The sequence below is a fragment of the Arthrobacter sp. 05L417 genome (assembly GCF_056397865.1).
Genome location: NZ_JBFTOG010000010.1, coordinates 73,405 through 98,372 on the forward strand (window position 1 = coordinate 73,405; position 24,968 = coordinate 98,372).

Below are 24,968 nucleotides of genomic sequence, written 5' to 3' on the forward strand. Positions count from 1 at the left end.
GTGCAGGTAGTTTATCAACCATGAACATGGCAACTGCGCCTGAGGCCCCGCACCCGGCATCCGAGCTTGCTTCAGGGCCCGCCCTGTCGAGCAAGGGCCAGATTCTTGCCTGGGCATCCTGGGATTGGGGTTCCGCGGCCTTTAACGCCGTGATGACCACCTTTGTGTTCACCGTCTACTTGACATCCAAGGCCTTCGGCGGGGAAGACTCCGCATCGGCGGCGTTGGGTGCCGCGTTGGCGATTGCCGGCGTCGCGATTGGCCTGCTGGCACCGGTCACGGGTCAACGCTCCGACTCCGGTGGCCGCCGGAAACTGTGGCTCGGGGTCAACACCGCCCTCGTGGCCGTCCTCACAGGCTCGTGTTTCTTCGTTTTCCCCAAGCCCGAGTTCCTGCTTCTGGGCGTCTCGTTGATTGCGCTCGGCAATGTGTTTTTCGAGTTCGCCGGGGTCAATTACAACGCCATGCTGGCCCAGATCTCCACGCCCGCCAATATCGGCAAAGTGAGTGGCTTCGGCTGGGGAATGGGATACCTGGGCGGAATTGTCGCGCTGCTCGTGGTGCTGCAGCTTTTCGTCCAGCCGTCTTTTGAGTGGTTCGGAGCCTCCACCCAGGACAGCCTTAATATCAGGCTTGTGGCTGTCTTCTCCGCACTCTGGTTCTTCATCTTCGCGCTACCGGTCCTCTTCGCGGTGCCGGAACTCTCAGTAAAGAAGGCGGAATCCCGGCTCGGGTTCCTGGCCTCCTACGGTTTGCTGGTCCGCCGGATCAAGGCCATCTATCGAACCAGCCCGCACACCATCTACTTCCTGCTCGCGAGCGCCATCTTCCGCGACGGCCTGGCGGCGGTTTTCACCTTTGGCGGGGTCATTGCTGCCGGGACTTTTGGATTCGAGCTCAAGCAAGTCATCTTCTTCGCGATTTTCGGCAATGTGGTGGCAGCCGTTGGAGCCATGATCGGCGGATTCCTGGACGACAGGATCGGGCCGAAGGCCGTCATCGTCATTTCCCTCATGGGACTCCTGGTCGCCGGGACAGTGATCCTGGTGCTTGGAAACGGCGACTACGTGTTCTTCGGGTCCCATTGGGCAGGCAGCACCACTTTCTGGGTGTTCGGACTGTTCCTGTGCCTCTTTGTGGGACCGGCGCAAGCTTCCTCCCGCGCTTACCTCGCGAGGCTCGCGCCGGACGGCGAATCCGGCGAACTGTTCGGGCTCTACGCCACCACCGGCAGGGCGGTGAGCTTCCTGGCGCCGGCTCTGTTCACGCTGTGCATCACCGTGGCCACGCCCCTGGTTGCCCCGGGCGCGGCTCAACGCTGGGGGATCCTGGGCATCATGGTGGTGCTCCTGGCCGGCCTGCTGGTGATCCTGCCGGTCAAGTCACCCAACAAGACGGAAATCGCCATTGTTCCGCTGAGCTGACAGATGGGTGCCTCGATTCCACATAATCTGCCGAAAACCCTTGATCTTTGATTGTTAGTAGAGTTTACTAACTCACATGGAAGCCCTTCGAGACCGCCAGCGCACCGATCGAACAAGCGCAGCGACCCTGCCTTCCGACGGGCGCGCCCACAACCTCTCCTTGGTGCGCCAGACGCTCCACTCGGCAGGGGCGATGAGCCGCGCGGAACTCTCCCGGGCCCTGGGCCTGACCCGTGTCACAGTATCCGACCTCGTCTCGGACCTCCTGGAACGCGGCCATGTGGTGGAGCTGGGGCACTCTGATGAAGTCCGCCCCGGCAAGCCGGCCATCCTGGTGGACATCAATCGCCAAGGCCTTCAGGTGATCGGCGTGGATTTGGCCGAAAATTCCGTGCTGCGCGCCGCTGTCCTGGACCTTGACGGCAACATCCTCGAACGTGTGGAACGCTCCCTCTCCGATGAGACAGGCCTGGACGTCGTCAACCAGGTCCTCGAACTCGCTTCGGAGGCCGTCGGACGGGCCACCGCCACACTGCTGGGGATCGGCGTCGGGACCCCAGGCATCGTCAATGCGGACGGCGTGGTCACCACGGCCCCCAACTTCGGATGGAAGGACGTCCCACTGCGTGATCTCCTCCAGGAACGCACTGGCTTGCCGACCCTCGTCTCCAACGACGCCGACGCCGCAGTCCATGCGGACCACACCTTCGGCGGCGGCAGTGACGACGAAGTCCTCGTGAAAATCGGCCGCGGTGTCGGTTCAGGGCTCATAGTAGGCGGCAGGCGTGCCCGGGGCGCCCACTCCGCGGCGGGCGAAATCGGCCACGTCACGGTCGGCACCGACGGCGGGGCCATGTGCAAGTGCGGCAAAACAGGCTGCCTCGAAACCTGGATGTCCGTCCCCAGCCTCGAACGGGCCCTGGCCGAAGCAGCGGCGAGCTCCGAACCGGAGGCCGCGGCCGACGTCGTTCTCCGGGAAGCAGGCGAGCGGCTCGCCATCGCACTCGCACCCGTGGTTGGCGCCCTCGATTTGGGCGAAGTGGTCCTCAGCGGACCCCGGGAGCTTTTGGAAGGTTCCCTTCTCAACGCCGTCCAGCAGACCCTGCTTGAGCGGCTCTTGCACCAGGACCCTTCACCGGTGTCCGTCCGTCTCGCCGCAGATGCACAGGACATTGTCCTGCGCGGAGCCGCCGTGATGGTCCTCTGGAACCAGCTTGGTGTGGCTTAAGTGCCACGCCTGCGCCTCTTCCAGCCCTGACTAGCCAGCCAAGCATCCCTTCGAAGGAGCCGGACATGGACACGATTCAGTCCCCCGTTACTCAGTCCTTTGCCACCGGGCCCGCCCGCGCCCACCTCCGCCGCCTCGCGGCAGGAACCCTGATGCCCGGATTCACCGGCATCGCCGTCCCCGTCTGGATCCTTGAAGCGTACGACGCCGGGCTGGCGGCTGTGTGCCTCTATGGCACCAACGTGGCGTCCCCCGTCCAGTTGCGCGAGCTCTGCGCCGGGCTGCGGGCACATTCCCCGAACACGCTCATCGCCGTCGATGAAGAGGGCGGCGACGTCACGAGGCTGCACTACCTCACGGGATCAACGCAGCCCGGAAACGCTGTGCTCGGCCGTTTGGACGACGTCGAACTGACCGCTGCCAGCGCCAGCGCGATCGGCCACGAACTCGCGGGCCTCGGCATCAACTTGAACCTCGCCCCCGATGCAGACGTCAATTCGGCCCCGGACAATCCCGTGATCGGCGTCCGCAGCTTCGGAGCCGAACCGGATCTGGTCGCCCGGCATACCGCTGCCTGGATCCGCGGCCTCGAAGACGCCGGTGTGGCCTCCTGCGCCAAACACTTCCCGGGCCACGGCGACACCACCACGGACTCCCACCTGGCGCTCCCCCGTGTCACGGCCGACGCCGCTACGTTGGATACCCGCGAGCTGGTACCGTTCCGTGCGCTCGTCGCGGCCCGCGGAGCCACGGTCATGACCAGCCACATCCTGGTCGAAGCCCTGGACCCGGACCACCCGGCGACCTTTTCGTCGCGTATCCTTCAGGACTTGCTGCGCCGTGACATGGGATTCGACGGCGTCATCATCACGGATGCCCTGGACATGGCCGGCGCGTCCGCCGGGACCGGTGTTCCGGAAGCAGCCGTCCGGGCACTGATTGCCGGGGCGGACCTCCTGTGCCTTGGTTCGGAAACTGGACCGTCCCTCTTCGAGCAGACGATCACCGCAATCGCCGATGCCGTTGAAGAGGGGCGATTGCCCATGCAGCGCCTCGCGGACGCGGTTGCCCGAACGGCAGCACTGTCCTCGCGTTTCCCCGCTGCGGGCGCCGCGGAAATCCAGGAGGCTGCCATCAGGGGCCAGCTGGGACTTCCTGGCGAACCGCAGCTTTCCGGCGTGCTTACCAATGCGAAGGGGCTCGACGGCGAGCGCATCGCCGAGGCCTTCGAAGTGTCCGAAGCTGCCGAAAGGTGGCTCGCCCGGCAAGAACCCGTGGCGATCGTGCAGGTTGAAACGGGGTCCAATTTCGCCGTCGGCCGCGTGCCGTGGGGCCCCGCCGCCGCGACTTCGGCAGTGGTCCGCGAAGGCGAGGTGCCCGACGGCGCGCGGGTCGCCGTCGTCGGGCGCGGCCTGGATGCCGAACACCCGCTGTGGACCGTCTTTGCCCGCTTGAGGGCGGAGGGGCACGCGGTGATCGCCGTCGAGTGCGGCTGGCCGCGCGGCGGGGCGGACATCGTCACCTATGGTGCGTCGCTTACGGTGTCCCAGGCCCTGACGGCGCTGCTGAACGGCACTGTCAAAGCCTGACCTTGGCTAGCTAGCGCCCAACCCATCCACAGAAAGTTGCCATGGAAGTCATCGTCACGACCACCCCGGAATCGGCTGCTTCGGCCGCCGCCCACGCCGTCCTCTCGGGACTCCCTGCGGGCAGGGGACCAGTACTGGGACTGGCTACCGGTTCGTCTCCGCTGGGACTGTACGCGGAGCTCGCAGCTGCGGCGGCCGCGGGCCTCGTGGATTTCTCGGCCGCGAAGGGATTCGCCTTGGACGAATACGTGGGCCTTCCGGCTGGACATGTCCAGTCCTACCGCCAGGTGCTGATCCGCGAGGTCTGCGATGTCATAGGACTCCCGCTGGCGGGGCTGAACGTTCCTGACGGCACCGGCGCCACGCAGGCCGAGCTCGAGGCCGGAGCTGCGGCGTATGATGCCGCGATAGCAGCTGCTGGAGGCGTCGACGTACAGATCCTGGGCATCGGCGCCAACGGCCATGTGGGCTTCAATGAGCCCGGTTCCTCCCTGTCCTCCCGGACGCGGCTGAAGCGGTTGACGGCCCGCACGAGGCGGGACAACGCCCGGTTCTTCGACCACGACGCCGACGTCCCGACTCACTGCATCACCCAGGGATTGGGGACTGTGCTGGATGCGCGCCGGCTGGTGCTCATCGCCACTGGTGCCGCGAAGGCCGCCGCGGTCGCTGCCGCCGTCGAGGGCCCGCTGACGGCGTCGTGCCCTGGTTCGATCCTGCAATGGCATGCCGACGCTGTGGTGGTTCTGGACGAGGCAGCCGCCGCCGGATTGGCGAACCGCGAGTACTACGACGACGCCGCGCGCGGCCTGGCTTTGACCCCTTAGAAAGGCGCGGACCGCTTTGTGCGGCGGCTGCGAGTGGCGTCATTCCGCCGCCCCTTCAAGAGGGCTAGGGTGGACTTATGAACGTGGATGAGACAGAACTTCCAGGCCTCGGGGTCCGCAAGGATTTCATCACGGCCTCGGGACGCCGGATCGGTGTTGTCGAGATGCGGGAGGGTGAGACCGAGCTTTTCGTCTCCACGTGGGACGATCCCGATACCTGCCAGGCATCCATTCCATTGACCGCAGACGAAGCCGCCGCCCTGGGCAACCTCCTGGGCGGGCAGCACATCGCCATGCGTTTGGCCGAAGCCCACAAGGAAATCCCCGGCATTGTCACGCGGCAGTTCTCCATTACCGCAGACTCCCCTTTCAACAACCAGCCCATGGGCAAAGCCCAGATCCGCACCCGCAGTGGTGTCTCGATCGTGGCGATCATGCGCGAAGGCGAAGTGGTTCCCTCACCGGCTCCCGACGTCGTCCTTCACACGGGTGATCTGCTGGTGGCTGTCGGTACGCAGGAAGGTCTTGACTCTGCGGCTGCCATTCTGCGCAACGGCTGACGTTCATGGACCCCCTGGCCCTGACCCTCATTGAGCTGGGCGCAGTCGTATTCTGTCTCGGCCTCTTGGCGCGCTTGGCTGGCAGGATCGGCATGTCCCCCATTCCGCTCTATCTGGTGGGGGGACTGGCGTTCGGGGCGGGTGGACTGATCAAACTGGATGGTATGCACGAGTTCGCCCATCTTTCCGGCGAAATCGGCGTCATTCTGCTCCTGTTGATGCTCGGCTTGGAATATACGGCGGCGGAACTCGTCACCGGCCTGAGGCGCTCATGGCAAGCCGGTGTGCTGGACCTGGTGTTGAACTTCCTTCCGGGTGCGGGCATCGCCGTGTGGCTTGGCTGGGGACTTGTGGGGGCGATCGTCATGGGTGGCGTCACCTATATTTCTTCCTCCGGCATCGCCGCGAAGGTGATCACGGACCTCGGCCGTATCGGTAACCGTGAGACGCCGGTGGTGCTGGCCATTCTGGTGTTCGAAGACCTCACCATGGCCATCTATCTTCCGATCCTGACGGCGATCCTCGCTGGCGTGGGCTTCCTGGGCGGGCTCCAGACGGTGGGTATTGCGTTGGCCGTGGTCACCCTGGTGCTGGTGGTGGCCCTCAAACACGGCCACCGGGTATCCCAGGCCGTGCACAGCGAAAACTCCGAAGTCTTCCTGCTCAATCTCCTCGGAGCCGCGCTCTTGGTGGCTGGCATCGCGTCCGCCCTCCAGGTCTCCGCGGCGGTGGGGGCGTTCATGCTGGGAATTGCCATTTCGGGGGCAACTGCGCACAACGCGACGCGGATCCTTGAACCTCTGCGGGATCTCTTCGCGGCGATCTTCTTCGTGGCCTTCGGGCTCAACACCGACCCGTCCACCATTCCCCCAGTGCTGGGCTGGGCGCTGCTCCTTGCTCTCGCGACAGCCTTCACCAAGGTGCTGACCGGATTCTGGGCGGCAAAGCGGGCGGGGATCGCCGTTCCCGGCCGTTTCCGCGCGGGAGCCGCCCTGATCGCCCGCGGTGAATTCTCCATTGTCATCGCAGGCCTGGCCGTGGCGTCGGGAGTCGTACCGCGCGAGCTTGCCGCCCTCGCCACCGCGTATGTGCTGCTCATGGCCATCATCGGACCGCTCGCAGCCCGCTTCGTGGAGCCGACGGTCAGGGCCTTCCGCAAGTCCCCCCGCAAACCGAAGGCATCCGAGCCGATTGCGTCCTTCGAGGCGTGAGCTCCGTTGGGCCCGCCTCTGACGCTCGCTCACTTTTAGGGCGTTTCCCGCCGACGCTCGCTCACATGATCTGAGCGAGCGTCTCGTCTATTGCCCACATATGTGAGCGAGCGTCCTGGAAAACCCAAGCAGGCAGGGGCTAAACAGACGTCCGGTGGAAGTTCAAGTGGCTGCGGCTCGCGGTGGGGCCGCGCTGGCCTTGGTAGCGGTTGCCGTAACCGCCGGAACCATACGGATGTTCGGCGGCAGAGGATAGACGGAAGAAGCACAGTTGGCCGATCTTCATGCCAGGCCACAGCTTGATGGGCAACGTGGCAACATTGGACAGTTCCAACGTCACATGGCCCGAGAACCCGGGGTCGATGAAGCCGGCCGTAGAGTGCGTCAGCAATCCGAGGCGGCCCAGCGATGACTTTCCTTCAAGTCGTGCGGCGACGTCGTCGGGCAGGCTCACGGTCTCATACGTTGAACCGAGCACGAACTCGCCCGGGTGCAGAATGAAGGGCTCGTCGCCCTCGACCTCAACCAGGCGGGTCAGCTCAGGCTGCTCCTCGGAGGGGTCGATGTGCGCGTATTTGTGGTTGTCGAACAGCCGGAAGAAACGGTCAATCCTCACATCCACCGAAGACGGCTGAACCATCGCGGGGTCGTAGGGCTCCAGGACGATACGTCGGGAGTCGATTTCGGCACGTATGTCGCGGTCAGAGATCAGCACAGGATCAAAAGTACCGTATATGCGCCCCATACCCCGTGGTGCCGGAGTGGCGCATGGGACTATAGTGCACCACATAGACTGCCGTTACCGCTGTTGTGTATGGGAACGGTGGCACAATGCGAATCTGGGGAAACATTGAGACGAATTGCGGTGCCCGTTGCCGTACTGGCGGCCTGCCTTCTGACGGTAATGGCCCCTGCCTCCGGTCCGCTAACCGTCCCGGCTCTGCTCTCCGGAGCGGGCGCGCCTTCCACCTCAAGCACCACCGCAGGTACTGAAAGCACGACGACGGCGTCCGCACCGCCGTCGGGATCCGGCCTTCCGCAGGCCGCACCTGCGCCGGGGTCACCACCGGCCACCGCGCCCACCACCGCAGCCCGGGCCGCGGCGGCCCCCGTTGCAGCTGTCCCCGAGGGCGCGGGCACCGGGTCAACCGTCCAAGCGGCGAGCTCGCCCGCGCAGGCAAGCCCCGCCGTCGAGCCCGGCAACGGATCGTCGCCCCGGGCGGTGGACGGACCGCCCCCGGTGCCCTCTATCCCGCCGGCATCCGGCCCGGACCCGCTCCCCGGCACAGGAGATGTCCCGCAGGCGGATCCGGCTCCGGACCAGTCGAAGTCCTCCCCCGCAGCTGTCCCGCTGGTTTCACCGCATGCATTGGTCAACGACGACAATTCCGCCCAGGTGTTGGCCGTGTTCAACGCCATCAATGCCTACAGGACTTCGCTTGGCTTGAATCCGGTGAAGTACAACCCCACGGTGTCCACGCTTTCGCAGGACTGGTCCAACAACATCGCCAGCCGCCAGGTGATCGAACACCGCCCTAACTTCTGGACCGATCCCAGGGCACTGAACCCCAACAACGGCGCGGGCGAGATCATCGCGGTCCGCTGGGATCGGAATGCCGCCCAGCTTGTCGAATGGTGGAAAAGCTCACCCGCCCACGATGCGCTGCTGCGTGATCCCCGTTTCAACGTGATTGGCGTCGGAATCACCTTCACGGACGGCAACTACCAGACCACCCCCAATAGCTACACGATGTGGGGCGTGGTCAATCTCTTTGGCTATACGACGCTCCCCGCCGGCACCGTCAACAGCCCTGGCGCAGGCACAGCCCCGCCCCAGCTTCCGCCCCCGAGCGTCTGCGACCCTATCGCGAAGCACCAACCGCCCACGCTGGACCTCAGTGCGGCAGCCATCCGCAGCGCCGGTGACCTCGTCGCCGTCGACCCCTCCGGCAACCTGAGGGACTACCCGGCCCTCGGCAACGGTACGTTCGGTGCGGCCCGGACGGTCGGGTCCGGTTTCACCGGGGCGAAGGAAGTCATGACCACGGATTGGGACCGTGACGGCGTGATCGACGTCCTCGTCCAAATGATGGACGGCAGGCTCCTGCTCTACCCCGGCCTAGTGGGCGGGGGATTCAAGGCGCCGGTGACGTTGGGTGGATCGGGCTGGCAATCTCTGACGATGGCCGTGGGCACCTGGTGCGGGAACAACAGGCTCCCGCAGATCCTCGCCACCGATTCCACCGGCGCGCTCTACCTGTACCGGAACCTGGGGCTCACCGCCCTGGTCGGACGGACACAAGTGGGCTCGGGCGTCAGCGCAATCCGCCTGAGCATGGTGGACTACGACGCCGACGGCTTCCAGGACCTGCTGGCGGTGGAATCAAACGGGAACCTGCGCCTCTACCGCGGTTCGGGGCTCACCACGCCAAAGTCGGAAGCACGGCTGGTGGTGGGCACCGGATGGACGGACTACTCCGGATTGCGCTCACTCAAGGGTGTCACGGGCCTCAACTCCACTGGAGTCGCGGGCCTGCTGGGCAACGGAACGATCGAGTATTGGGACCTGACTGGCGGACGCCTCACGACGCCGAGCACCCCGCTAAGCGGTTTGGGCGGACTCAAGCTGGCGCAGTAGCGCTCATGCCTCGGAGGTCTGCTCCTCGATGACCGACTTGAGCTGCTCCAGCTGGACCACTTCACCTTCCATGGTCTTTTGGATCATGCTGTTCATGAGTTTCTGCAAGCCCTTGGGATGGTACTCGAGGGCGAACCGCAGACGGGTATTGGGACCCTCGGTGCTGAGGTAATAGCCGCCGGTGGGCCGCGCAGGACCGGCGACGACGGCGAAACGCACTTCAGCGCCTGGCCTGGCTTCAGTGATTTGGAAGTCAGCCGCGATCGGCCGTCCGCCCGGCCCTGCCAAAGTCTGCTGGTAGACAGCGCCTTTTTCGCCAGCGTGTCCGGAACGGAGGGAAATGCTGCGGATTCCGCTGCGCCACAGGGGATTGTTCAGTCCGTCCACCAGGAATTGGTAAACGGTCATGGCGTCGCGACCAATGAGTACTTCATGCTCTGCAAATGCCACGGAATCCTCTTTCGGCGTATGGCTCTTGGACATAGCCGGGTTCCCCATGACACAGCAGCTAACTGCTACAGAATAGTCAGGCGCGGCGCGGCACGACACACCCACGTCGAGCCTTAACCGAATCTTTACGAGCTCGGGAGGGAAATTGATGAGACCGTGATACCGGTGAGTCTGTGTCTGGAACACCGCGCCATCTGCGCTAAGCTGGGATCTGCTCCGGCTGATGTGCGGAGCAATGCGGGCGTAGCTCAATGGTAGAGCGCTAGCTTCCCAAGCTCGATACGCGGGTTCGATTCCCGTCGCCCGCTCCATTTTCTCGCCAATGGCCCACTTTTCCCGTGAACGGCCAGCCGCCCGGATACAAGGCGCCCCACCCCCTGGGTGTATCGTCAGGAGCTAGGAGCCATTTCGGCTCTGCTCTAGGGAGCGATCATGGCTGACAAATCACCTCGCCAAGCTGCATCGAAAAAATCCGGCAAATCCATCAAAGAAAAGCGCGCGGATAAGAGGGCCTCAGAGTCCTCCGCAACCACGGTGGCCAAGCCGGCAACCGGCAATAAAAAGTGAGCGGCCATATAGGCGCCATGACCCTCGGCATCCTGTCGACATCGCGGAAGCCGGACGAGCGCCGGCTGCCCGTCCATCCCCTGCACCTGGAGCGCATTGCTCTGGAACTCCGGCAACACATCCGGCTGGAGCGCGGCTACGGAGAGCGCTTCGGCTTTTCGGACAGCCAACTTGAGCCGCTGGTCGGTGGCATGGCACGCCGTGAAGAACTGATCTCGAATTCGGATGTCATCCTTCTGCCCAAACCGCAGCCGGAAGACCTGGCCGACCTCCGCGACGGGCAGGTTCTCTGGGGTTGGCCGCACTGCGTCCAGGACAGGGCCATCACCCAACTCGCCATCGACAAGAAGCTGACCCTGATCGCCTTCGAGGCGATGAACCACTGGGCCAGCGACGGCGGCTTCGGGCTTCACGTTTTCCATAAGAACAACGAACTTGCGGGCTACTGCTCCGTCATCCACGCCCTTGCCCTGACGGGCTCGACGGGTGACTACGGGAGGCGGCTGAGCGCCGTCGTGATTGGTTTCGGAGCCACAGCGCGTGGTGCGGTCACCGCGCTGAACGCCCACGGCATCCACGACGTCCAGGTGCTGACCAACCGAGGCGTTGCGGCGGTGGGTTCCCCCATCCACTCGGTGCGCATAGTGCAGTTCGACCACGACCAGAACGCCCCTTTCCTGAGCGAAGTCATCACCGATCGCGGCCGCCTGCCATTGGCGCCGTTCCTTGCCGCGAGCGATATCGTGGTCAACTGCACGCTGCAGGACCCGAACTCGCCGCTGACGTACCTGCGGACCGAGGACCTGGACGCGTTCCAGCCGGGCAGCTTGATTGTTGACGTCTCCTGCGACGAAGGCATGGGCTTCAGTTGGGCGCGGACCACGACGTTCGCCGAGCCCATGTTCACGGTGGGCGAGCACATCAACTACTACGCCGTGGACCACAGCCCGTCCTACCTGTGGAATTCGTCCAGCTGGGAGATCAGCGAAGCGCTCCTGCCGTTCCTCGAGACTGTCATTTCTGGCCCCGAGGCCTGGGACGCCAGCGAAACGATCTCGCGAGCCATCGAGATCCGGGACGGCATCATCCGCAACCCGGACGTGCTCCAGTTCCAAGGCCGCTCAGCGGACTATCCGCACCTTGCGGCGTAGTCGCCTCGTAGCCTAAAAATGCGGCTGAGCCGGGCGCCTTGTGGGTGCCCGGCTCAGCCGCGTTTGGGCGATAATCCGCTACGCCGACTGCGGGACGATCCGCACCATCCGGCGTCGGTCCCGGACGTTCACTTTGAGCCGCAATTCAGACTTCCGGGCGAGCACGACGGCGACTGTCGCCGCTGCGAGCGCCGGCACCCCGCCCGACACCAAGAGCGCTGCGTGCGGGTTCAGGTGCTCGGCAAGCCAGCCGATCATGGGTCCACCGATGGCTTGGCCGCCGATGAGCACCATGATGTAGAGGCTCATGACGCGGCCGCGGATGCTCATGTTGGCACTGACCTGGACTAGTTGGTTTGCGGCGGTCAGGAACATGAGGCACCAGAATCCGGAGAGGACCATGGCAGCGGAGAGCCACACCATGGATGGCGCCAACGCGGCCAGGCACAGCATCAAGCCGTACATCCCGGCGCACAGCACCACCGAGCGCAGGCGCAATTGGCGGCGGCGGGCCGAAGTGATTGCTCCAGCAAGCGCTCCAAGGGCAACCATGGCGTTGAGCAAGCCGTAGCCGCCGGCACCGGCATGGTAGATATGGTCCGCGAAGGCGGCGAGGAGCACAGGCAGGCTCATCGCGAAGACCGCTATGAAACCGGCCATGAGCCACGGCCAGTAAATGGTGGGCTTGCTGAGGGCGTAACGCAGTCCCTCCGCAAGCATTCCCTTGCGTTTTGGCACAGGCGTGCTGACATAAAGTTCATTCTTGCGCAGCATCAAGAGCATGGTGACAGTGGAGCAGCAGGCCACCGCGTTCGCCGCGAAGGCCCAGCCCGCTCCGACCGCGGTGAGCAGCACGCCGGCCAGGGCGGGGCCAATCAGGCCGCCCAGCTGGAACGTGGTGGAGTTGACGCTGATGGCGTTGCGCAGGTATTTCGGTCCCACGAGTTCGTTGACGAAGACCTGCCGGGCGGGCTGGTCCAAGACGGTCACGAGGCCTAGGACAAACGCGATCACGTAAACGTGCCACACCTCGATGTGCTGGCTCAGCGCCAAGACGGCAAGGATGGCCGCCAGGGAGGCCGCGACGCTCTGGCACAGGATGAGGATGCGTCGCTTGGGGAAGCGGTCCGCCATCATGCCACCCCAGGGGCCCAGGAACAGCGACGGCGTGAACTGCAATGCCACGGTTATTCCGACGGCGGTGACGGAGCCGGAGAGCTGGAGTACCAACCAGTCCTGGGCAATCCTCTGCATCCAGAGTGCGATGACGGCCACGAAGTGGCCCATGGCGAAAATCCGGAAGTTGGGTACTTTGAGGGAAATGAAGGTGTGCCGCCAGGGCAGCCGTTCGCTGACGACGGCGATTGGCTGGGTGACCGTGTCAGGGTCGGCAGCGTGCGGAATTCGGCTGCTTGCGGCGAGGGAATCGATGGCGGGTTGGCTGACGTTTGCCGCTGAGGGCGGTGGGGGTGCCAAAAGTAGTCCTTGGATAGGCGTTTCGCTGGGATGCCTTTAACGCTAGGGTTGGCCGCGGTGATTATGGAAGTGAATTGGCTGTATAACTAGCATTGCGAAGTGCAATACACCGACGCGAGCGGCGGTGAACGTAGCTATTCAAGGAGTCCCGTGTTCGAACCCGTGCAGCTGCGGTCCTTCCTGGCCGTGGCCGAGACTTTGAGTTTCACGAAGGCGGCCGAGCGCCTCGGCCTGGCCCAGCCCACGGTCAGCCAACACGTAAGAAAGCTGGAGATGGCGGCCAAACGGGCGCTCGTAGCCCGCGACACCCGGGATGTCCGGCTCACGGACAATGGCGACGCCATGGCAGGCTTTGCCCGCAACATCCTCTCCGCCCACGATTCCGCCGCCAGGTACTTTTCCGGCTCCGCGATGCGCGGCCGCTTGCGATTCGGAACCGCCGACGATCTCGCCATTACGGGCTTGCCTAGGATCCTGCGCGAGTTCCGGCAGCTGTACCCCCAGATCAACCTTGAACTCACCGTCAGCCAGAGCGACCAACTCTACAAACGCGTCAACGCGGGCCAGTTGGATCTCGTCTTCGTGAAGTGGGTGGGCGAGGCGAAGGACGGCACTGTTGTCCGGCATGACAAGTTTGCGTGGGTGGGCGTCGAGCAGACGGTGCTGGACCCTGCCAGCCCTGTGCCGCTGATCTGCTATCCGGCCCCGAGCGTCAGCCGGAAACTGGCCATCGACGCTTTGGAGGCCATGGGCCGGACCTGGCGGGTCACCTGCTCTACCAAGCAGATCGCCGGCGTCTTGGCAGCGGTGCGGGCAGGCATCGGCGTCGCCGTGATGCCGTCATCACTGGTTCCCGAGGACCTCACGGTGATCACCAAACGCTTCGACCTCCCGCCCGTGGGCGACGTCGACTTCACCTTGATCCGCAACCCGTTGGCGAACGCCGAGGTAGTGGACGCACTGACGCAGGCAATCATCGGCAGAACACTCAATAAGCAGGCGTAGCTAGCGCCTGCGCGGCCAGGAGGACGGTCCGGACGATCGCCTCGCGGCGGCGCTCCGCCCTGCTTGACCCCTTGCTGCCGGCCATGAGGCCATCCAGCTCAGGCAGTACGGGCCAGGCGTCACACAGCGCGATGATGGTGAGCATCAAATCGGCCGCGTCTTCCCTGGACGTCCCCGGCATGGCTCGGATAACGCTGTCAACCTTGTTGCTGCAATTCGCGGCCCTATCCGGGCGGTTCACCACGTATTCGCCCCGCTCCAGACCTTCCCAAAACAGCAGCCTCGGAAGGGTGGCGTCCTGGTGGTGATGGTCGAACAGGCGTCCGGCGTAGTCGGCCAAAGCTTCGGGACCAGCGCCCTCGATGCGCACTTCGTCCACCACCTTGCTGAGCTGGGACGCGATCACGGCGTCGAAAAGAAGGTCCTTCTTGCCGAAGTACTGATAGATCCGCTCCTTGTTGACTCCGGCCGCGGCGGCGATGCGGTCCACCCTGGCCCCGGCGAGTCCGAATTGGCAAAACTCGGCAGTCGCCGCCTCAAGGAGGAGTCGCTTGGTCCGCTCGGTATCCCATGCCATTTCCTGATCTTAACAGATTCCAACCAAGTAGTTGCAGTTTTTGTCAACCCGGTCTAGTCTGAACTCACGCAGAAAGCAACCAATTAGTTGGAGAATGTCATGAGCACCCGAATCCCCCTTGCCGCACCTGCGGACAACGCCGCGGTTGCGCCGGTTTCCGTGCCTTCCGCGCACTCTGTGCACGCCCCCTCCCTGCACGTACCCTCTGTACACATCCGTGCAGTGATCACGTGGCTGGCCATCTTCCCCCTCGTGGCAATCGGCATGACGATCCTCGCCCCACTCACGGAGTCATGGCACCCCGCACTGCGCGCCCTCGTCCTGACTCTCGTAGTGGTTCCTACTGCCGTCTACCTGGTTGTCCCCAAACTGCTCGCTGGCTACGGCTCCTTGAAGAGGCGGCAGGCAGGGAAGGCCAGCGCCAAGGCGTAGCCTGTGTCATGCATCACCCGGCGATCGAGCGGCCACGCGCTAAACTTGTCACGTTATGAACCGCACAATGTTTAAGTCCAAGATCCACCGCGCCACGGTGACCCATGCCGATCTGCACTATGTAGGTTCAGTGACGGTCGACCTGGATCTGCTGGATGCCGCGGATATTCTCCCCGGCGAGCTCGTCTCCATCGTTGACGTGACTAATGGCGCACGCCTTGAGACTTACACCATTGCCGGCGAGCGAGGCTCCGGAGTCATTGGCATCAACGGTGCCGCAGCGCACCTCGTGCACGTGGGCGACGTCGTCATCCTCATCACCTATGCGGAGATGACCACCGAAGAGGCCAAGGCCTACCAGCCCAAGGTTGTCCATGTGGACAGGGCCAACAAGATCGTCCAGCTCGGCAGCGATCCCGCCGAAGGCATCACTCCGGGCATCATGCGCCCGCCGCACGCCCTCAACAACGCCCAGCTGAACTAGACTCCCCGTCCTTCCCGGCACCCCTTCTTCGCGGTCCACATGGCGGAACATGCCGCCGTCGAGCCTTACAGCCGAATAAAGCTGATTTAGGCTGGGACTGTGAACCCACGCCGCCCCGCGCCCGTCCCCCTCCGGAGGCCGTAGTGCTGGGCGTCCTTTCCGGGTTCTTCGTGGTGTGGGCCATCATTCTGGTGGGCATGTTCGTCGGCAAGCGCGGGATCCTGGGGGACAACGCCCGTTCGGTCCTGAGCGGCCTGACCTTCTTCGTCGCAAGCCCGGCGCTCCTCTTTGAAACCCTTGGCAAGGCCCATCTTCGCGACATCTTTGCCGCTCCGCTCCTGGTCACGGCGGTGGGCGCCGTCGCCACGGGCAGCTTGTTCTTCATCATCGTGAAGTTCTGGCTCAAACGTTCCCTGCCCGAATCGCTCATGTCCTCCATGAGCGCTTCCCTGGCCAACTCCGCGAACCTCGGCATCCCTATCGCGGTGTTCGTCCTGGGCGATGCAAGCTATGTGGCACCGCTGCTGATCTTCCAGCTCGCGTTCTTCACGCCCATGTACCTGATGGCGCTCGATGCCAGCACCAGCGCCCACCGCACCACTCCCCTGCGGTTCCTCCTGATGATCGTGCGGAACCCGATGATCGTGGGGTCGGCCCTCGGTTTGGTGGTGGCTGGAACGGGCTGGCAAGTGCCTTCGCTCATCATGGATCCGATCCATTTGATCGGCGGAGCCGCCATTCCCGCAATGCTCATGGCGTTCGGGATGAGCCTGAACGGCTCCAGGCCCCTGCAAAAGGACACAGGCCGCAGGACGGACGCGCTCCTGGCCAGTGGCTTCAAGCTCTTTGTCCACCCCACGATGGCGTACCTGTTCGCCCGCTTCGCGCTGGGCCTGGAAGCGCATGCCTTGTTCGCCGTGGTGGTCACGGCGGCCCTGCCCACTGCGCAGAACGTATTCGTGGCCGCGAGCCGCTACAACACGGGAATCACCGTGGCCAAGGATACGGTCCTGATCACCACGGTGGTGGCCGTCCCGGCAATGATCGCAGTGGCCCTGCTGCTCACCTAGATAATTCCTACTCTTCGTCCACCGAGTCCAGGTAGCTGTCCAGGAGCTGCGCGCAGCGAATGAAGCCCAAATGCGAATACGCCTGCGGGTGGTTTCCCAAGTGGGTCTCCGTGCCGGGGTCGAATTCCTCCGGAAGCAGTCCGGTCGGACCGAAGAGCGCCACGAGCTGGTTGAACAACTCCAGCGCGTCGTCCAGCCGGCCCACGGCCAGATACGCCTCAATCAGCCACGTGGTGCAGATGTGGAACCCGCCCTCCAAACCCGGCAAGCCGTCGTCGTACCTGTACCGGAACACCGTGGGACCCACCCGAAGTTCCCGCTCGACGGCGGTGACGGTGTCCAGGAAGCGCTGGTCGCGGACATCCAGCAGGCCCGAGAGCCCGATGTGCAACACAGCCGCGTCCAAGTCCGGGCTGTCGTAGGCCACGGTGTAGGAGCTCGCGGAATCATCCCAGCCCTCGCGGAGTACTTCCGCGCGGATGGTGTTGGCCGTTTCCTCCCACTCGGCCCCGATGGGGCGCCGGAACCGGAACGCCGTGTGCATCGCCCGGTCCAGCGTCACCCAGCACATCACCTTGGTATAGATGTGGTGCCGAGGCGCGCGCCGGGCTTCCCAGATGCCATGGTCGGGTTCGTGCCAGCGGGCCAGTACGGCCGAGGCCATCTGCTCCATGAGTTTCCAGTGCTCGTCCGGCAAGGTGCCGCGGCGCTTACTGAGGGTCTGGATGAGTTCGGCGATCGGCCCGAAGACGTCCAGCTGCACCTGGTGGTCGGCGGCGTTCCCGATCCGCACGGGCCGCGAGCCGGCGTAGCCGGGCAGGCTCTCGATAATGGCCTCCGTGGACAACGGGGAGCCGGTCACCGAGTACAGGGGGTGCAGCCATTCCGGACCGGGCGCGTTCTCGAGGATGCGGCCCAGCCAACGCAGGAACCCGTCTGCCTCTTCGGTGGAACCCAGATCCACGAGCGCGTTGACCGTCATGGAACCGTCGCGGAGCCAGCAATAGCGGTAGTCCCAATTGCGGGTGCCGCCGATCCCTTCCGGCAGCGACGTGGTTGGCGCCGCGAGGACTGCCCCGGTCGGCTCGTGCACCAGCGCTTTCAGGACCAGTGCCGAGCGCCGCACCAACGACGGTTTCATGTCGGGCAGTTCCAGCCCACGGACCCACTGCCGGGATTGGTGCGCGACGGCGGCCCGCCGGGCGAGCTCTCCGGTGGGGTCCGGCGTCGTCGGCTCAGTGTCACCGCACCTCAGGTTCATGACGACAGGACCGTACGCGAGGCTGACTTCCGCGGTGGCGGTGCCGTGTTTGCCGTCGCTTGTGACGGTGAAGGACACTCCGGGAGCGAAGAGAATGATGGGATCCGAGGTGCCCACGACGTGCAGCTCTTCGCCCCGGATTTCCATGTTGAACGGGGCGTTGGCGTAGTCCGGCCGCGGTGCGAAAACAATCCGTGCGCTGCCGGTTCCGGACAGGACACGGACCAGGCTGGTGATGCCGTCCGGTGCGGGCTCAAGGTAGTCAGTGACTGTGACGTCGGCCCAGCGCGTCTCCACGATCATGGTGTTGTCCACATAGCGCTGGCCCAGCACCTTCGACGTCTTGACCGGTTCCACGCTGAAATGGCCGGCGGGGTCTCCACCAAGGATGTGGGCAAACAACGAGCCTGAATCCGGGAGGGGATGGCTCATCCAGCAGATCTTGGCTTCCGGGGTGAGCAGCGCCGTCGAGGTCCCGTTGCCGATCATCGAATGCCGTTCCAGCCCCACCGCGTCCTCGCCGAACAGCCACGCACGGCGCAGTTCGAACAAAATGGCGAGCACTTTGGCGAAGGATTCCGGATCCGGCAAGCGGTAGCGCGCCTTGGTTTCTCCATCTCCAACGTGCAAGCCAAGATCCGGGCCCCGCAAGGTGGCGATCGCGAGCTCATCGCTCTCCGCGTCGCCGGCAAACAGGGCCGCGCTGGCCCCCAACTGTGTACGCAGATGCTCCAGCGCGGCGTCTTTGGAGGGCTCCACTATGGACAGGTCCAGCACGGATCCGTCCACAATGAAAAACAAGCCCAATTCACGGGCGATCTGATGCGCCTCTCGAGTCACCCGGGCAACGACGGCAGGCGTGGCCGGCCTCGTATGAATGGCTACGGCCACGGGCTTACGCTCGATGCTTACGCCCTTTTCGAAACCGATGGATTCGTTGAGGGCTGTGGCCGCCTGCTGAAGGACGGCCTCTGTAGCCATCGAGATGCTGTACGCGTAGGTCATGTCGAACTCAGCGCCGTGCGAACCGACCAGGTGGACTTCCGCAGGAAGCCGTGACACCGCGGCAAGGTCCCGCAACGACCTGCCGGAGATGACGGCCGTGTGCGTGTTCGGCAGGGCTGCCAGTGCCCGGAGCGCGACGGCGGCACTCCCCAAAGGAAGCGTCTCAGTGGATACCCCTTCCGCGGCGCAGAGGGTTCCACCGTAGTTGCAGGCCACCAGGAGACCCGGAGTCCGGGCCAGCATCCTCAGTTCCGCGAGCAGCTCCGGAGTGATTCCGTCGTGGGCGGCCTCGGACTGGACTGCCGTCCGCAGGAGGCCCAACGGAAGCGATTTTGTCAGCAGCGCCGAATCGGCCACGGACAAATTGAGCGGAGTAGCCATGGGGACGATCCTTCCGGGGTGGATTCGTCCAGTTTCCGCCCGAGTAGTTTCGCCTCCATGACCCGCGTATTGCCGGGGTGTAACGAGTTTGATCGGCACAACAGCCATCCTCCGCGTGCTCGCTCGTTCCTCGCTTAGACGCACGCTTCCGGATAACTGCCGCGCCGATCCCTCAGTCCTTACACCCGGACCAGCCCCACGGCTTCCGCCACCAGCTCCACGGAACGCAGTCGCTGCTCCGTGCCCGTGCTTTGGTGGGCGACGATCAGTTCGTCGGCGTCGGCGTGGCGGGCAAACTCGTCAAGGTAATCGCGGACTACTTCCGGCGTACCCACTGCCGAGTACTTCACCATCTGCGCGATGTGCTGGCCCTGCGGCGAATCGAGGATGAGGTCCGCTTCGGCGTCGGTGAATTCGCGTCCGCCGCCCAGGAAACGGGAGACGCGGTCCCGCTTGACCTCAAGGAAAAGCCGCTGGGCCTCGGCCGCCGAATCCGCGGCCACGACGTTGACGCCCGCGATCACGTACGGTTCCTGCAGCTGCTCGGACGGCTTGAATTCGCGGCGGTAGACGGCGACGGCGTCCTGCAGCGCATTGGGTGCGAAGTGCGAGGCGAAGGCGTAGGGCAGGCCGAGCTGCGCCGCCAAATGCGCCCCGAAAAGGGAGGACCCGAGGATGTATAGCGGCACGTTGGTGCCCTTGCCTGGCGTCGCTTCGACCCCTTGGATCCGCGTGGGTCCCGTGAGGTAGCCCTGTAGTTCAAGCACGTCCTGGGGGAAGGTGTCCGCGGCCATGGGATCCCGGCGGAGGGCACGCATCGTGTTCTGGTCGCTGCCCGGCGCCCGTCCGAGGCCGAGGTCGATGCGGCCCGGGTGCAGCGTCTCGAGGGTGCCGAACTGCTCCGCGATGGTGAGCGGCGAGTGGTTGGGCAGCATGACACCGCCGGCACCGAGCCGGATGGTGCTCGTGTTGGCCGCGATGTGGGCAATCAGCACGCTCGTGGCCGAGGAAGCGATCGAGCCCATGTTGTGGTGCTCGGCGTACCAAATCCGGCGGTAGCCGAGCCGTTCGGCCAGTTGCGCCATGGCGACGCTCCCGGCGAAACTCTCCGCCGCCGTCTGGCCTTTGCCAATGATTGCCAGGTCGAGGATGGAGAGGGGAACAGTCACGTGATGCCGGCCTTTCGAAGGTGGATTCGCTCAAAGGGCCGGTTTCCCGGCCACTCTTGCGACAACGACGGCGGCGCCCGGGTTATTTCTCTCGCTTGCGTGGGTTCCGTCTCAGCTCGTGAAGATGCCTTTGCCTGTCTCCAGGTCGATGGGTAGGGACGAGTGTTCGTGGGCGATCTTCCAGGCGTCGCCCTTCTTCTCAAGGCAAATGGTGAAGCGGTTGGTCATCGCCCGGAGCCGTTCGCCTGCCGCCGAGATTCCGGTGAAGGTCACGGCCGCATGCCCGAACGCTACCTCCTCCCCTGCGACGGACCGCACATCGTTGAATTCGACCTGCACGCGCTGGTCGCCGAGCGAAGAAAACCATTCACCAGCCGTTGACCGCCAAGCCTCGTTTCCTGTGTATTGCCATTGTCCCCAGGAATCGTAGATGTGGACGTTGTCGTCGTAGAGCGCCGCGAAAGCATCCACGTCTTTCGCATGGACAGCAGCCGCGTAGGAATCCAGCGCCTGTGTAACCGGGGTTTGCTCGTTGCTCACGAAAAATCTCCTCACGTGTCGGCGGTTGTGTGTGGGAAGCCTACACCGTGGCTGTTATGTGACCCTTCGGGACCTCGAATGAAGCCCGGTTAACCCCTGTATCCCAGCGTTTCAGAGCGCTTTGACCGGTTCCGGACGCTGCCGGATAGTTGCAGCAACGCACACCATCCATCACTTTCGAAGGGGATTCCATGGCCATTTCACGCCTCAAAACAGGTACCGCGCTGGCACTCGCCGTAACCACGACTCTCGGCCTCGCCGCGTGCTCGGACCCGGGCGCCTCAGCGGCCGGACCGTCGTCGTCCGCTCCCACCGCCAGCTTGGCCGGCAAAACCTTCAACCTCAGCCCCGAGCAGAACCGCCTCCCTGTCACCAAGGACGACGCCGCGGCGGCGCTCGTCCCGGAGGCCGTCAAGGCCGACGGCAAACTCACCGTGGTGACTACGGGCGGTACCGCTCCGCTGAGCTTCTTCGCGACGGACAACAAGACCCTCATCGGCAACGAAGTCGATATCGCCTACGCAGTCGGAGAAACGCTGGGCCTGAAGGTTGAAGTCCTTCCCGTGGCTTGGGCCGATTGGCCCTTGGGTGTTGAATCGGGCAAGTACGAGGCCGTCCTCTCCAACGTCACGGTCACGGAGGCGCGTAAGGAGAAGTTCGACTTCGCGACCTATCGCACGGACCTCCTGGGCTACTACGCCAAGAGCGACTCCACGATCGGTGAGATCAAGGAAGCCAAGGACGTGGCGGGCAAGCGCATCATCGTGGGCTCGGGCACCAACCAAGAGGCGATCCTGTTGCGCTGGGACGCCGAGAACAAGAAGAACGGGCTGAAGCCGGTTGAGTTCCAGTACTACGACGACGACTCCGCTTCCTCGCTCGCCGTGCAATCCGGCCGCGCGGACCTGACGTTCGGCCCGAACGCTGGAGCGGCGTACAAGGCCGCAAAGGACGGCAAGACCAAGCAGGTGGGAACAGTCAACGGCGGCTGGCCCCTTAAGGCGGACATTGCCTTCACGACGAAGAAGGGCAACGGGTTGGCCGTTGCGGCACAGGCAGCCCTTAACAAACTGATCCAGAACGGCACGTACGGGAAGATCCTGGACCGCTGGGGCCTCTCCTCCGAGGCGATCGCCAAGTCGGAACTGAACCCGCCGGGCTTGCCGAAGAGCTAGCGCCGGCTCCCGGGTGTAACTTTCCACGTATCCGGAACCGCGATCCGGACAAGCGAAAGGGAATTCCATGGGCCAGCGCCTTGCCATCCTCGACGACTACCAAGCGGTCGCCTACGACTACGCGCCGTGGGCCGAGCTCGCCGACGACGGCGTCGATGTCACCGTCTTCACGGAGCCATCGGCTGACGCGGTGGACGCCCTCCGCGATTTCGACATCATCATGGCCATGCGGGAACGGACCGCTTTCGACGCCGGGTTCCTCCGGCAACTGCCGAAGCTGAAGCTCTTGGTCACCACCGGGATGGCCAACGCAGCCATCGACTTGCGCGCTGCCGAGGAGCAGGGCATCACTGTCTGTGGGACGGGCGGCTCACCCGCCGGGGCGCCCGAGCTGACGTGGGCCCTGCTTCTGGCTTTCGCACGAAAGGTGCCGTTCGAGGACCATCGGCTGCGTGGCGGCCACTGGCAATCCACCGTTGGTTTCGAACTGTCAGGAAAGACGCTTGGTGTGCTCGGACTGGGAAGGATCGGGAGCAAGATCGCCGGCTACGCCAAGGCCTTCGGCATGGAGGTGATTGCCTGGAGTCCGAACCTCACGGAAGAGACCGCCGCCGCGGCCGGTGCCCGGAAAGTAAACAAGGAAGCACTCTTCCGGGAAGCCGACGTCGTTTCCGTGCACGTGCGGTTATCGGAACGGTCCCGGGGGCTCGTCGGGGAGGACGAACTGCGGCTCCTCGGCCCGGAAGGCGTCCTGGTCAACACTTCGCGTGGACCGATTGTGGACGAGTCCGCCCTCCTCCGCGGCCTCAACGAAGGGTGGCTCGGCGGAGCGGCCCTGGACGTGTACGACGTCGAGCCCTTGCCGGCTGGCCACCCCCTGCTCACGGCCCCGCGAACCGTGCTTACTCCGCACTTGGGTTATGTCACCTCGCAAAGCTACGCCCATTTCTATGGCGGGGCCTTCGAGGATGTCCGCGCGTGGGTGCGGGGCAATCCGGTGCGGGTGCTCACTGTTTAGGGCATCGATTGGGGTTGAATGGTCGGGTGCCTGCAAAATTCTCGCTGCGTCCCGCCCTGCCTTCTGACGCCGGTTGGATCGCGGAACTGCGCGCCGTCGTCATGCGTCCTGATTTGGAGCGGCTTGGGCGTTGGGACCCGGTCCGGGTTCGGGAGCGTTTCTTGAATGCGTTCCAGTCGGAACACACCTTCGTCGTTGCCGTCGAAGGGCAAGCTGCCGGTGTCATCGCCGTCCGCCCGGAGCCCGATGCGCTGTGGATCGAACACTTCTACATCGCCCCTGGATTCCAGGGGCAAGGGCTTGGGGCCAGCGTGCTTCGGCGTGTCATGGGCGAGTCCAAGGACCACCGGCCGTTCCGGCTCAACGTGCTCCAAGGCAGCCCGGCCCGACGCCTCTACGAACGCCACGGCTTTGTCCTGGAGACCGAGGATCCGGTGGACGTGTTCATGGTCGCAGGCTGACCTTCAGTCGTGAAGGACCACTTGGTAGAGGTTGTGGTCTTGCCATTTTCCGGCGATCTGCAGGTATCGCGGTGCCATACCAATCTTCTGGAATCCGGCCTTTAGCAGCACCCGCTGCGAGGCAGAGTTGTGGAGAAGAGTGCTCGCCTCGATGCGGTGCAGTCCGAGTTCGTCGCGCGCCATTTCGACTACCGCCTGGACCGTAGCGGACGCCAGCCCGCGGCCTGCGTACTCGCTGTCCACCCAGTAACCGAGCCCCGCGCTCTGGAAGGGCCCACGGACGATTCCTGCCACGTTGAATCGACCGATGAGTCGATCGCCGTCGAACAGGCCGAGCGGATGCGCTTCCCCGGCTTCATGCGCGACGAGGCGGTTCGCAATGTCGGCGGACTGCCAGGTCTCGGTGTAGTACTCCTCGGGCCGTAGCGGCTCCCACGGTGAAAGGTAGGCACGGTTGCGCACATATGCGGCCGCAAGCGCCGCCGCATCACTGACGCGCAGTACACGCATGCTGACGCTCTCACTGAGTTGGCGCGGTTCAATCATCGGTCAACATTAGACCAGCAGTAGCCGAAACATCACGAATGGCCGCCTCAACACCGAGCTTGTCGTGCACTGCTAACGGATCCGTGTCCCACTCAGTGACATCGCAGTTCGCCGAGCGCGTTCCAAGCGCGCGCAGAAGTCTGCCGGCACTTGAACTGGTAATTCATTGATCGGGAACCAGCGGACGTCATCGCTTTCTTCACTCACGGCGATTTCCACATCCGGGTTTGCTGTCGCGGCGAACCCCACATCCCAATGGGCGGTACATGAGAATCCCCCATGCAGATCGTGTCGGTCAAGATCCACGATTGCTGGAGAAAGCAGGACCAGGTCATCAATTCCGGACTCCTCGCGGGCCTCCCTCTGGGCAGCTTCCGCCACCGACGCGTCCTCCGACTCGACGTGGCCGCCGAACTGCACCCAGAACCGCCCCTTGCGATGGAAACACAGCAGGACACGATCGAATTCAGGCGAAAACACGAAGCAGGACCCGGTGACATGCTCCGGCCCACCATTTCGACGAAACGCGGCGTCCCCCGCCACATCCAGGAACTGCAGATAAGCGTCTCGCGATCCCGATTCAGGAAGTGCCCTGAGGCTGGTGAGCAGATTGGCAAGAGGCATCCTGCCATCTTGCCGCACGGGGCAACGAACAACTAAATGCCACGACGAGCGGTGTGATTCCTCGGATACATGTCACCCTTGGTGCCCGTTAGCCGATCC

25 protein-coding genes and 1 tRNA gene are annotated in these 24,968 nt (G+C 64.3%); 17 read left to right on the forward strand and 9 right to left on the reverse strand.

Annotated elements, in window-relative coordinates:
• The first annotated feature begins 20 nt into the window (after nt 1-20).
• The 6 genes from AC1DJW_RS10365 to AC1DJW_RS10390 all read left to right on the forward strand — a co-directional run bounded on the left by AC1DJW_RS10365 (nt 21) and on the right by AC1DJW_RS10390 (nt 6,839).
• Entirely contained in the window at nt 21-1,424 is a 1,404-nt protein-coding gene (locus tag AC1DJW_RS10365; protein WP_476901357.1) for an MFS transporter, read from the forward strand.
• 76 nt (nt 1,425-1,500) lie between these two features.
• The gene (locus tag AC1DJW_RS10370; protein ID WP_476901358.1) at nt 1,501-2,652 is read left to right on the forward strand and encodes an ROK family transcriptional regulator; all 1,152 of its coding nucleotides are present in this window, start codon (nt 1,501-1,503) and stop codon (nt 2,650-2,652) included.
• Nucleotides 2,653-2,717: 65 nt separating this feature from the next.
• Nucleotides 2,718-4,241: a glycoside hydrolase family 3 protein gene (locus AC1DJW_RS10375; RefSeq protein ID WP_476901359.1), complete on the forward strand. Its 1,524-nt coding sequence runs from the start codon at nt 2,718-2,720 to the stop codon at nt 4,239-4,241.
• Between the two features lie 41 nt (nt 4,242-4,282).
• On the forward strand, nt 4,283-5,068 hold the full coding sequence (locus AC1DJW_RS10380; protein ID WP_476901360.1) for a glucosamine-6-phosphate deaminase: 786 nt from the start codon (nt 4,283-4,285) through the stop codon (nt 5,066-5,068).
• 77 nt (nt 5,069-5,145) lie between these two features.
• Nucleotides 5,146-5,628 (forward strand): cation:proton antiporter regulatory subunit, encoded by a 483-nt coding sequence (locus AC1DJW_RS10385; RefSeq protein WP_059389838.1) that lies wholly within the window; start codon nt 5,146-5,148, stop codon nt 5,626-5,628.
• Nucleotides 5,629-5,633: 5 nt separating this feature from the next.
• Complete coding sequence (locus AC1DJW_RS10390; RefSeq protein WP_476901361.1) at nt 5,634-6,839, forward strand: cation:proton antiporter; 1,206 nt, start codon at nt 5,634-5,636, stop codon at nt 6,837-6,839.
• 139 nt (nt 6,840-6,978) lie between these two features.
• Here the strand turns inward: AC1DJW_RS10390 and dcd are convergent, their stop codons facing one another.
• The gene (dcd, locus tag AC1DJW_RS10395; RefSeq protein WP_078107361.1) at nt 6,979-7,554 is read right to left on the reverse strand and encodes a dCTP deaminase; all 576 of its coding nucleotides are present in this window, start codon (nt 7,552-7,554) and stop codon (nt 6,979-6,981) included.
• Between the two features lie 150 nt (nt 7,555-7,704).
• Here dcd and AC1DJW_RS10400 point away from each other — a divergent pair, with 150 nt between their 5' ends.
• Entirely contained in the window at nt 7,705-9,477 is a 1,773-nt protein-coding gene (locus tag AC1DJW_RS10400; RefSeq protein WP_476901362.1) for a CAP domain-containing protein, read from the forward strand.
• 3 nt (nt 9,478-9,480) lie between these two features.
• On the opposite strand, the gene AC1DJW_RS10405 is transcribed toward AC1DJW_RS10400, so the two are convergent.
• A complete protein-coding gene (locus AC1DJW_RS10405) occupies nt 9,481-9,927 on the reverse strand; it encodes an SRPBCC family protein (protein WP_390279936.1) in 447 nt (148 codons plus the stop codon).
• A 237-nt stretch (nt 9,928-10,164) separates the two neighbouring features.
• Between AC1DJW_RS10405 and AC1DJW_RS10410 the strand changes: the two genes are divergently transcribed.
• From AC1DJW_RS10410 to AC1DJW_RS10420, 3 genes are all read left to right on the forward strand, one after another.
• A tRNA-Gly gene (locus tag AC1DJW_RS10410) sits at nt 10,165-10,238 on the forward strand.
• A gap of 121 nt (nt 10,239-10,359) precedes the next feature.
• Nucleotides 10,360-10,494: a hypothetical protein gene (locus AC1DJW_RS10415; RefSeq protein WP_264637052.1), complete on the forward strand. Its 135-nt coding sequence runs from the start codon at nt 10,360-10,362 to the stop codon at nt 10,492-10,494.
• A 17-nt stretch (nt 10,495-10,511) separates the two neighbouring features.
• Nucleotides 10,512-11,645 carry a N(5)-(carboxyethyl)ornithine synthase gene (locus AC1DJW_RS10420; RefSeq protein WP_476901363.1) on the forward strand — a complete coding sequence of 378 codons (1,134 nt, stop codon included), beginning with the start codon at nt 10,512-10,514 and terminating at the stop codon, nt 11,643-11,645.
• 78 nt (nt 11,646-11,723) lie between these two features.
• On the opposite strand, the gene AC1DJW_RS10425 is transcribed toward AC1DJW_RS10420, so the two are convergent.
• Nucleotides 11,724-13,121, reverse strand: a complete 1,398-nt coding sequence (locus AC1DJW_RS10425) for an MFS transporter (RefSeq protein ID WP_284755243.1) — start codon at nt 13,119-13,121, stop codon at nt 11,724-11,726.
• Nucleotides 13,122-13,271: 150 nt separating this feature from the next.
• On the opposite strand from AC1DJW_RS10425, the gene AC1DJW_RS10430 reads away from it, so the two are divergent.
• Nucleotides 13,272-14,126 (forward strand): LysR substrate-binding domain-containing protein, encoded by an 855-nt coding sequence (locus AC1DJW_RS10430; RefSeq protein WP_059389831.1) that lies wholly within the window; start codon nt 13,272-13,274, stop codon nt 14,124-14,126.
• Here AC1DJW_RS10430 and AC1DJW_RS10435 read toward each other — a convergent pair.
• Nucleotides 14,110-14,703, reverse strand: coding sequence for a TetR/AcrR family transcriptional regulator (locus AC1DJW_RS10435; RefSeq protein ID WP_284755245.1), 594 nt, complete (start codon nt 14,701-14,703; stop codon nt 14,110-14,112). The two genes, AC1DJW_RS10430 and AC1DJW_RS10435, sit on opposite strands and share 17 nt — an antisense overlap.
• A 99-nt stretch (nt 14,704-14,802) precedes the next feature.
• Between AC1DJW_RS10435 and AC1DJW_RS10440 the strand changes: the two genes are divergently transcribed.
• From AC1DJW_RS10440 to AC1DJW_RS10450, 3 genes are all read left to right on the forward strand, one after another.
• A complete protein-coding gene (locus AC1DJW_RS10440) occupies nt 14,803-15,135 on the forward strand; it encodes a putative antibiotic biosynthesis monooxygenase (protein WP_284755246.1) in 333 nt (110 codons plus the stop codon).
• Between the two features lie 55 nt (nt 15,136-15,190).
• Nucleotides 15,191-15,619 (forward strand): aspartate 1-decarboxylase, encoded by a 429-nt coding sequence (gene panD / locus AC1DJW_RS10445; RefSeq protein ID WP_172465683.1) that lies wholly within the window; start codon nt 15,191-15,193, stop codon nt 15,617-15,619.
• Between the two features lie 143 nt (nt 15,620-15,762).
• Nucleotides 15,763-16,689, forward strand: coding sequence for an AEC family transporter (locus AC1DJW_RS10450; protein ID WP_284755248.1), 927 nt, complete (start codon nt 15,763-15,765; stop codon nt 16,687-16,689).
• Nucleotides 16,690-16,696: 7 nt separating this feature from the next.
• On the opposite strand, the gene AC1DJW_RS10455 is transcribed toward AC1DJW_RS10450, so the two are convergent.
• From AC1DJW_RS10455 to AC1DJW_RS10465, 3 genes are all read right to left on the reverse strand, one after another.
• Nucleotides 16,697-19,336 (reverse strand): trehalase-like domain-containing protein, encoded by a 2,640-nt coding sequence (locus tag AC1DJW_RS10455; protein WP_284755250.1) that lies wholly within the window; start codon nt 19,334-19,336, stop codon nt 16,697-16,699.
• Between the two features lie 179 nt (nt 19,337-19,515).
• On the reverse strand, nt 19,516-20,505 hold the full coding sequence (locus AC1DJW_RS10460; protein WP_459342040.1) for an LLM class flavin-dependent oxidoreductase: 990 nt from the start codon (nt 20,503-20,505) through the stop codon (nt 19,516-19,518).
• Nucleotides 20,506-20,616: 111 nt separating this feature from the next.
• Nucleotides 20,617-21,045, reverse strand: coding sequence for a YybH family protein (locus tag AC1DJW_RS10465; RefSeq protein ID WP_284755254.1), 429 nt, complete (start codon nt 21,043-21,045; stop codon nt 20,617-20,619).
• A 191-nt stretch (nt 21,046-21,236) separates the two neighbouring features.
• Here AC1DJW_RS10465 and AC1DJW_RS10470 point away from each other — a divergent pair, with 191 nt between their 5' ends.
• The 3 genes from AC1DJW_RS10470 to AC1DJW_RS10480 all read left to right on the forward strand — a co-directional run bounded on the left by AC1DJW_RS10470 (nt 21,237) and on the right by AC1DJW_RS10480 (nt 23,699).
• A complete protein-coding gene (locus AC1DJW_RS10470; RefSeq protein WP_284755255.1) occupies nt 21,237-22,220 on the forward strand; it encodes an ABC transporter substrate-binding protein in 984 nt (327 codons plus the stop codon).
• Between the two features lie 67 nt (nt 22,221-22,287).
• The gene (locus AC1DJW_RS10475) at nt 22,288-23,238 is read left to right on the forward strand and encodes a D-2-hydroxyacid dehydrogenase family protein (protein WP_476901364.1); all 951 of its coding nucleotides are present in this window, start codon (nt 22,288-22,290) and stop codon (nt 23,236-23,238) included.
• A gap of 26 nt (nt 23,239-23,264) precedes the next feature.
• Nucleotides 23,265-23,699 carry a GNAT family N-acetyltransferase gene (locus AC1DJW_RS10480; RefSeq protein WP_284755257.1) on the forward strand — a complete coding sequence of 145 codons (435 nt, stop codon included), beginning with the start codon at nt 23,265-23,267 and terminating at the stop codon, nt 23,697-23,699.
• Nucleotides 23,700-23,702: 3 nt separating this feature from the next.
• Here the strand turns inward: AC1DJW_RS10480 and AC1DJW_RS10485 are convergent, their stop codons facing one another.
• Together AC1DJW_RS10485 and AC1DJW_RS10490 are read right to left on the reverse strand one after the other, a co-directional pair.
• Nucleotides 23,703-24,245 carry a GNAT family N-acetyltransferase gene (locus tag AC1DJW_RS10485; protein ID WP_284755258.1) on the reverse strand — a complete coding sequence of 181 codons (543 nt, stop codon included), beginning with the start codon at nt 24,243-24,245 and terminating at the stop codon, nt 23,703-23,705.
• 72 nt (nt 24,246-24,317) lie between these two features.
• Nucleotides 24,318-24,887, reverse strand: coding sequence for an NUDIX hydrolase (locus AC1DJW_RS10490; protein WP_284755260.1), 570 nt, complete (start codon nt 24,885-24,887; stop codon nt 24,318-24,320).
• Nucleotides 24,888-24,968: the final 81 nt, after the last annotated feature.

Excerpts from the sequence above, each read along its gene's own strand:
- AC1DJW_RS10365 (WP_476901357.1), top strand. The coding sequence starts at position 21 with ATGAACATGGCAACTGCGCCTGAGGCCCCGCACCCGGCATCCGAGCTT.
- AC1DJW_RS10370 (WP_476901358.1), top strand. The coding sequence starts at position 1,501 with ATGGAAGCCCTTCGAGACCGCCAGCGCACCGATCGAACAAGCGCAGCG.
- AC1DJW_RS10375 (WP_476901359.1), top strand. The coding sequence starts at position 2,718 with ATGGACACGATTCAGTCCCCCGTTACTCAGTCCTTTGCCACCGGGCCC.
- AC1DJW_RS10380 (WP_476901360.1), top strand. The coding sequence starts at position 4,283 with ATGGAAGTCATCGTCACGACCACCCCGGAATCGGCTGCTTCGGCCGCC.
- AC1DJW_RS10385 (WP_059389838.1), top strand. The coding sequence starts at position 5,146 with ATGAACGTGGATGAGACAGAACTTCCAGGCCTCGGGGTCCGCAAGGAT.
- AC1DJW_RS10390 (WP_476901361.1), top strand. The coding sequence starts at position 5,634 with ATGGACCCCCTGGCCCTGACCCTCATTGAGCTGGGCGCAGTCGTATTC.
- AC1DJW_RS10415 (WP_264637052.1), top strand. The coding sequence starts at position 10,360 with ATGGCTGACAAATCACCTCGCCAAGCTGCATCGAAAAAATCCGGCAAA.
- AC1DJW_RS10420 (WP_476901363.1), top strand. The coding sequence starts at position 10,512 with ATGACCCTCGGCATCCTGTCGACATCGCGGAAGCCGGACGAGCGCCGG.
- AC1DJW_RS10435 (WP_284755245.1), bottom strand. The coding sequence starts at position 14,703 with ATGGCATGGGATACCGAGCGGACCAAGCGACTCCTCCTTGAGGCGGCG.
- AC1DJW_RS10440 (WP_284755246.1), top strand. The coding sequence starts at position 14,803 with ATGAGCACCCGAATCCCCCTTGCCGCACCTGCGGACAACGCCGCGGTT.
- panD (WP_172465683.1), top strand. The coding sequence starts at position 15,191 with ATGAACCGCACAATGTTTAAGTCCAAGATCCACCGCGCCACGGTGACC.
- AC1DJW_RS10455 (WP_284755250.1), bottom strand. The coding sequence starts at position 19,336 with ATGGCTACTCCGCTCAATTTGTCCGTGGCCGATTCGGCGCTGCTGACA.
- AC1DJW_RS10470 (WP_284755255.1), top strand. The coding sequence starts at position 21,237 with ATGGCCATTTCACGCCTCAAAACAGGTACCGCGCTGGCACTCGCCGTA.
- AC1DJW_RS10475 (WP_476901364.1), top strand. The coding sequence starts at position 22,288 with ATGGGCCAGCGCCTTGCCATCCTCGACGACTACCAAGCGGTCGCCTAC.
- AC1DJW_RS10485 (WP_284755258.1), bottom strand. The coding sequence starts at position 24,245 with ATGATTGAACCGCGCCAACTCAGTGAGAGCGTCAGCATGCGTGTACTG.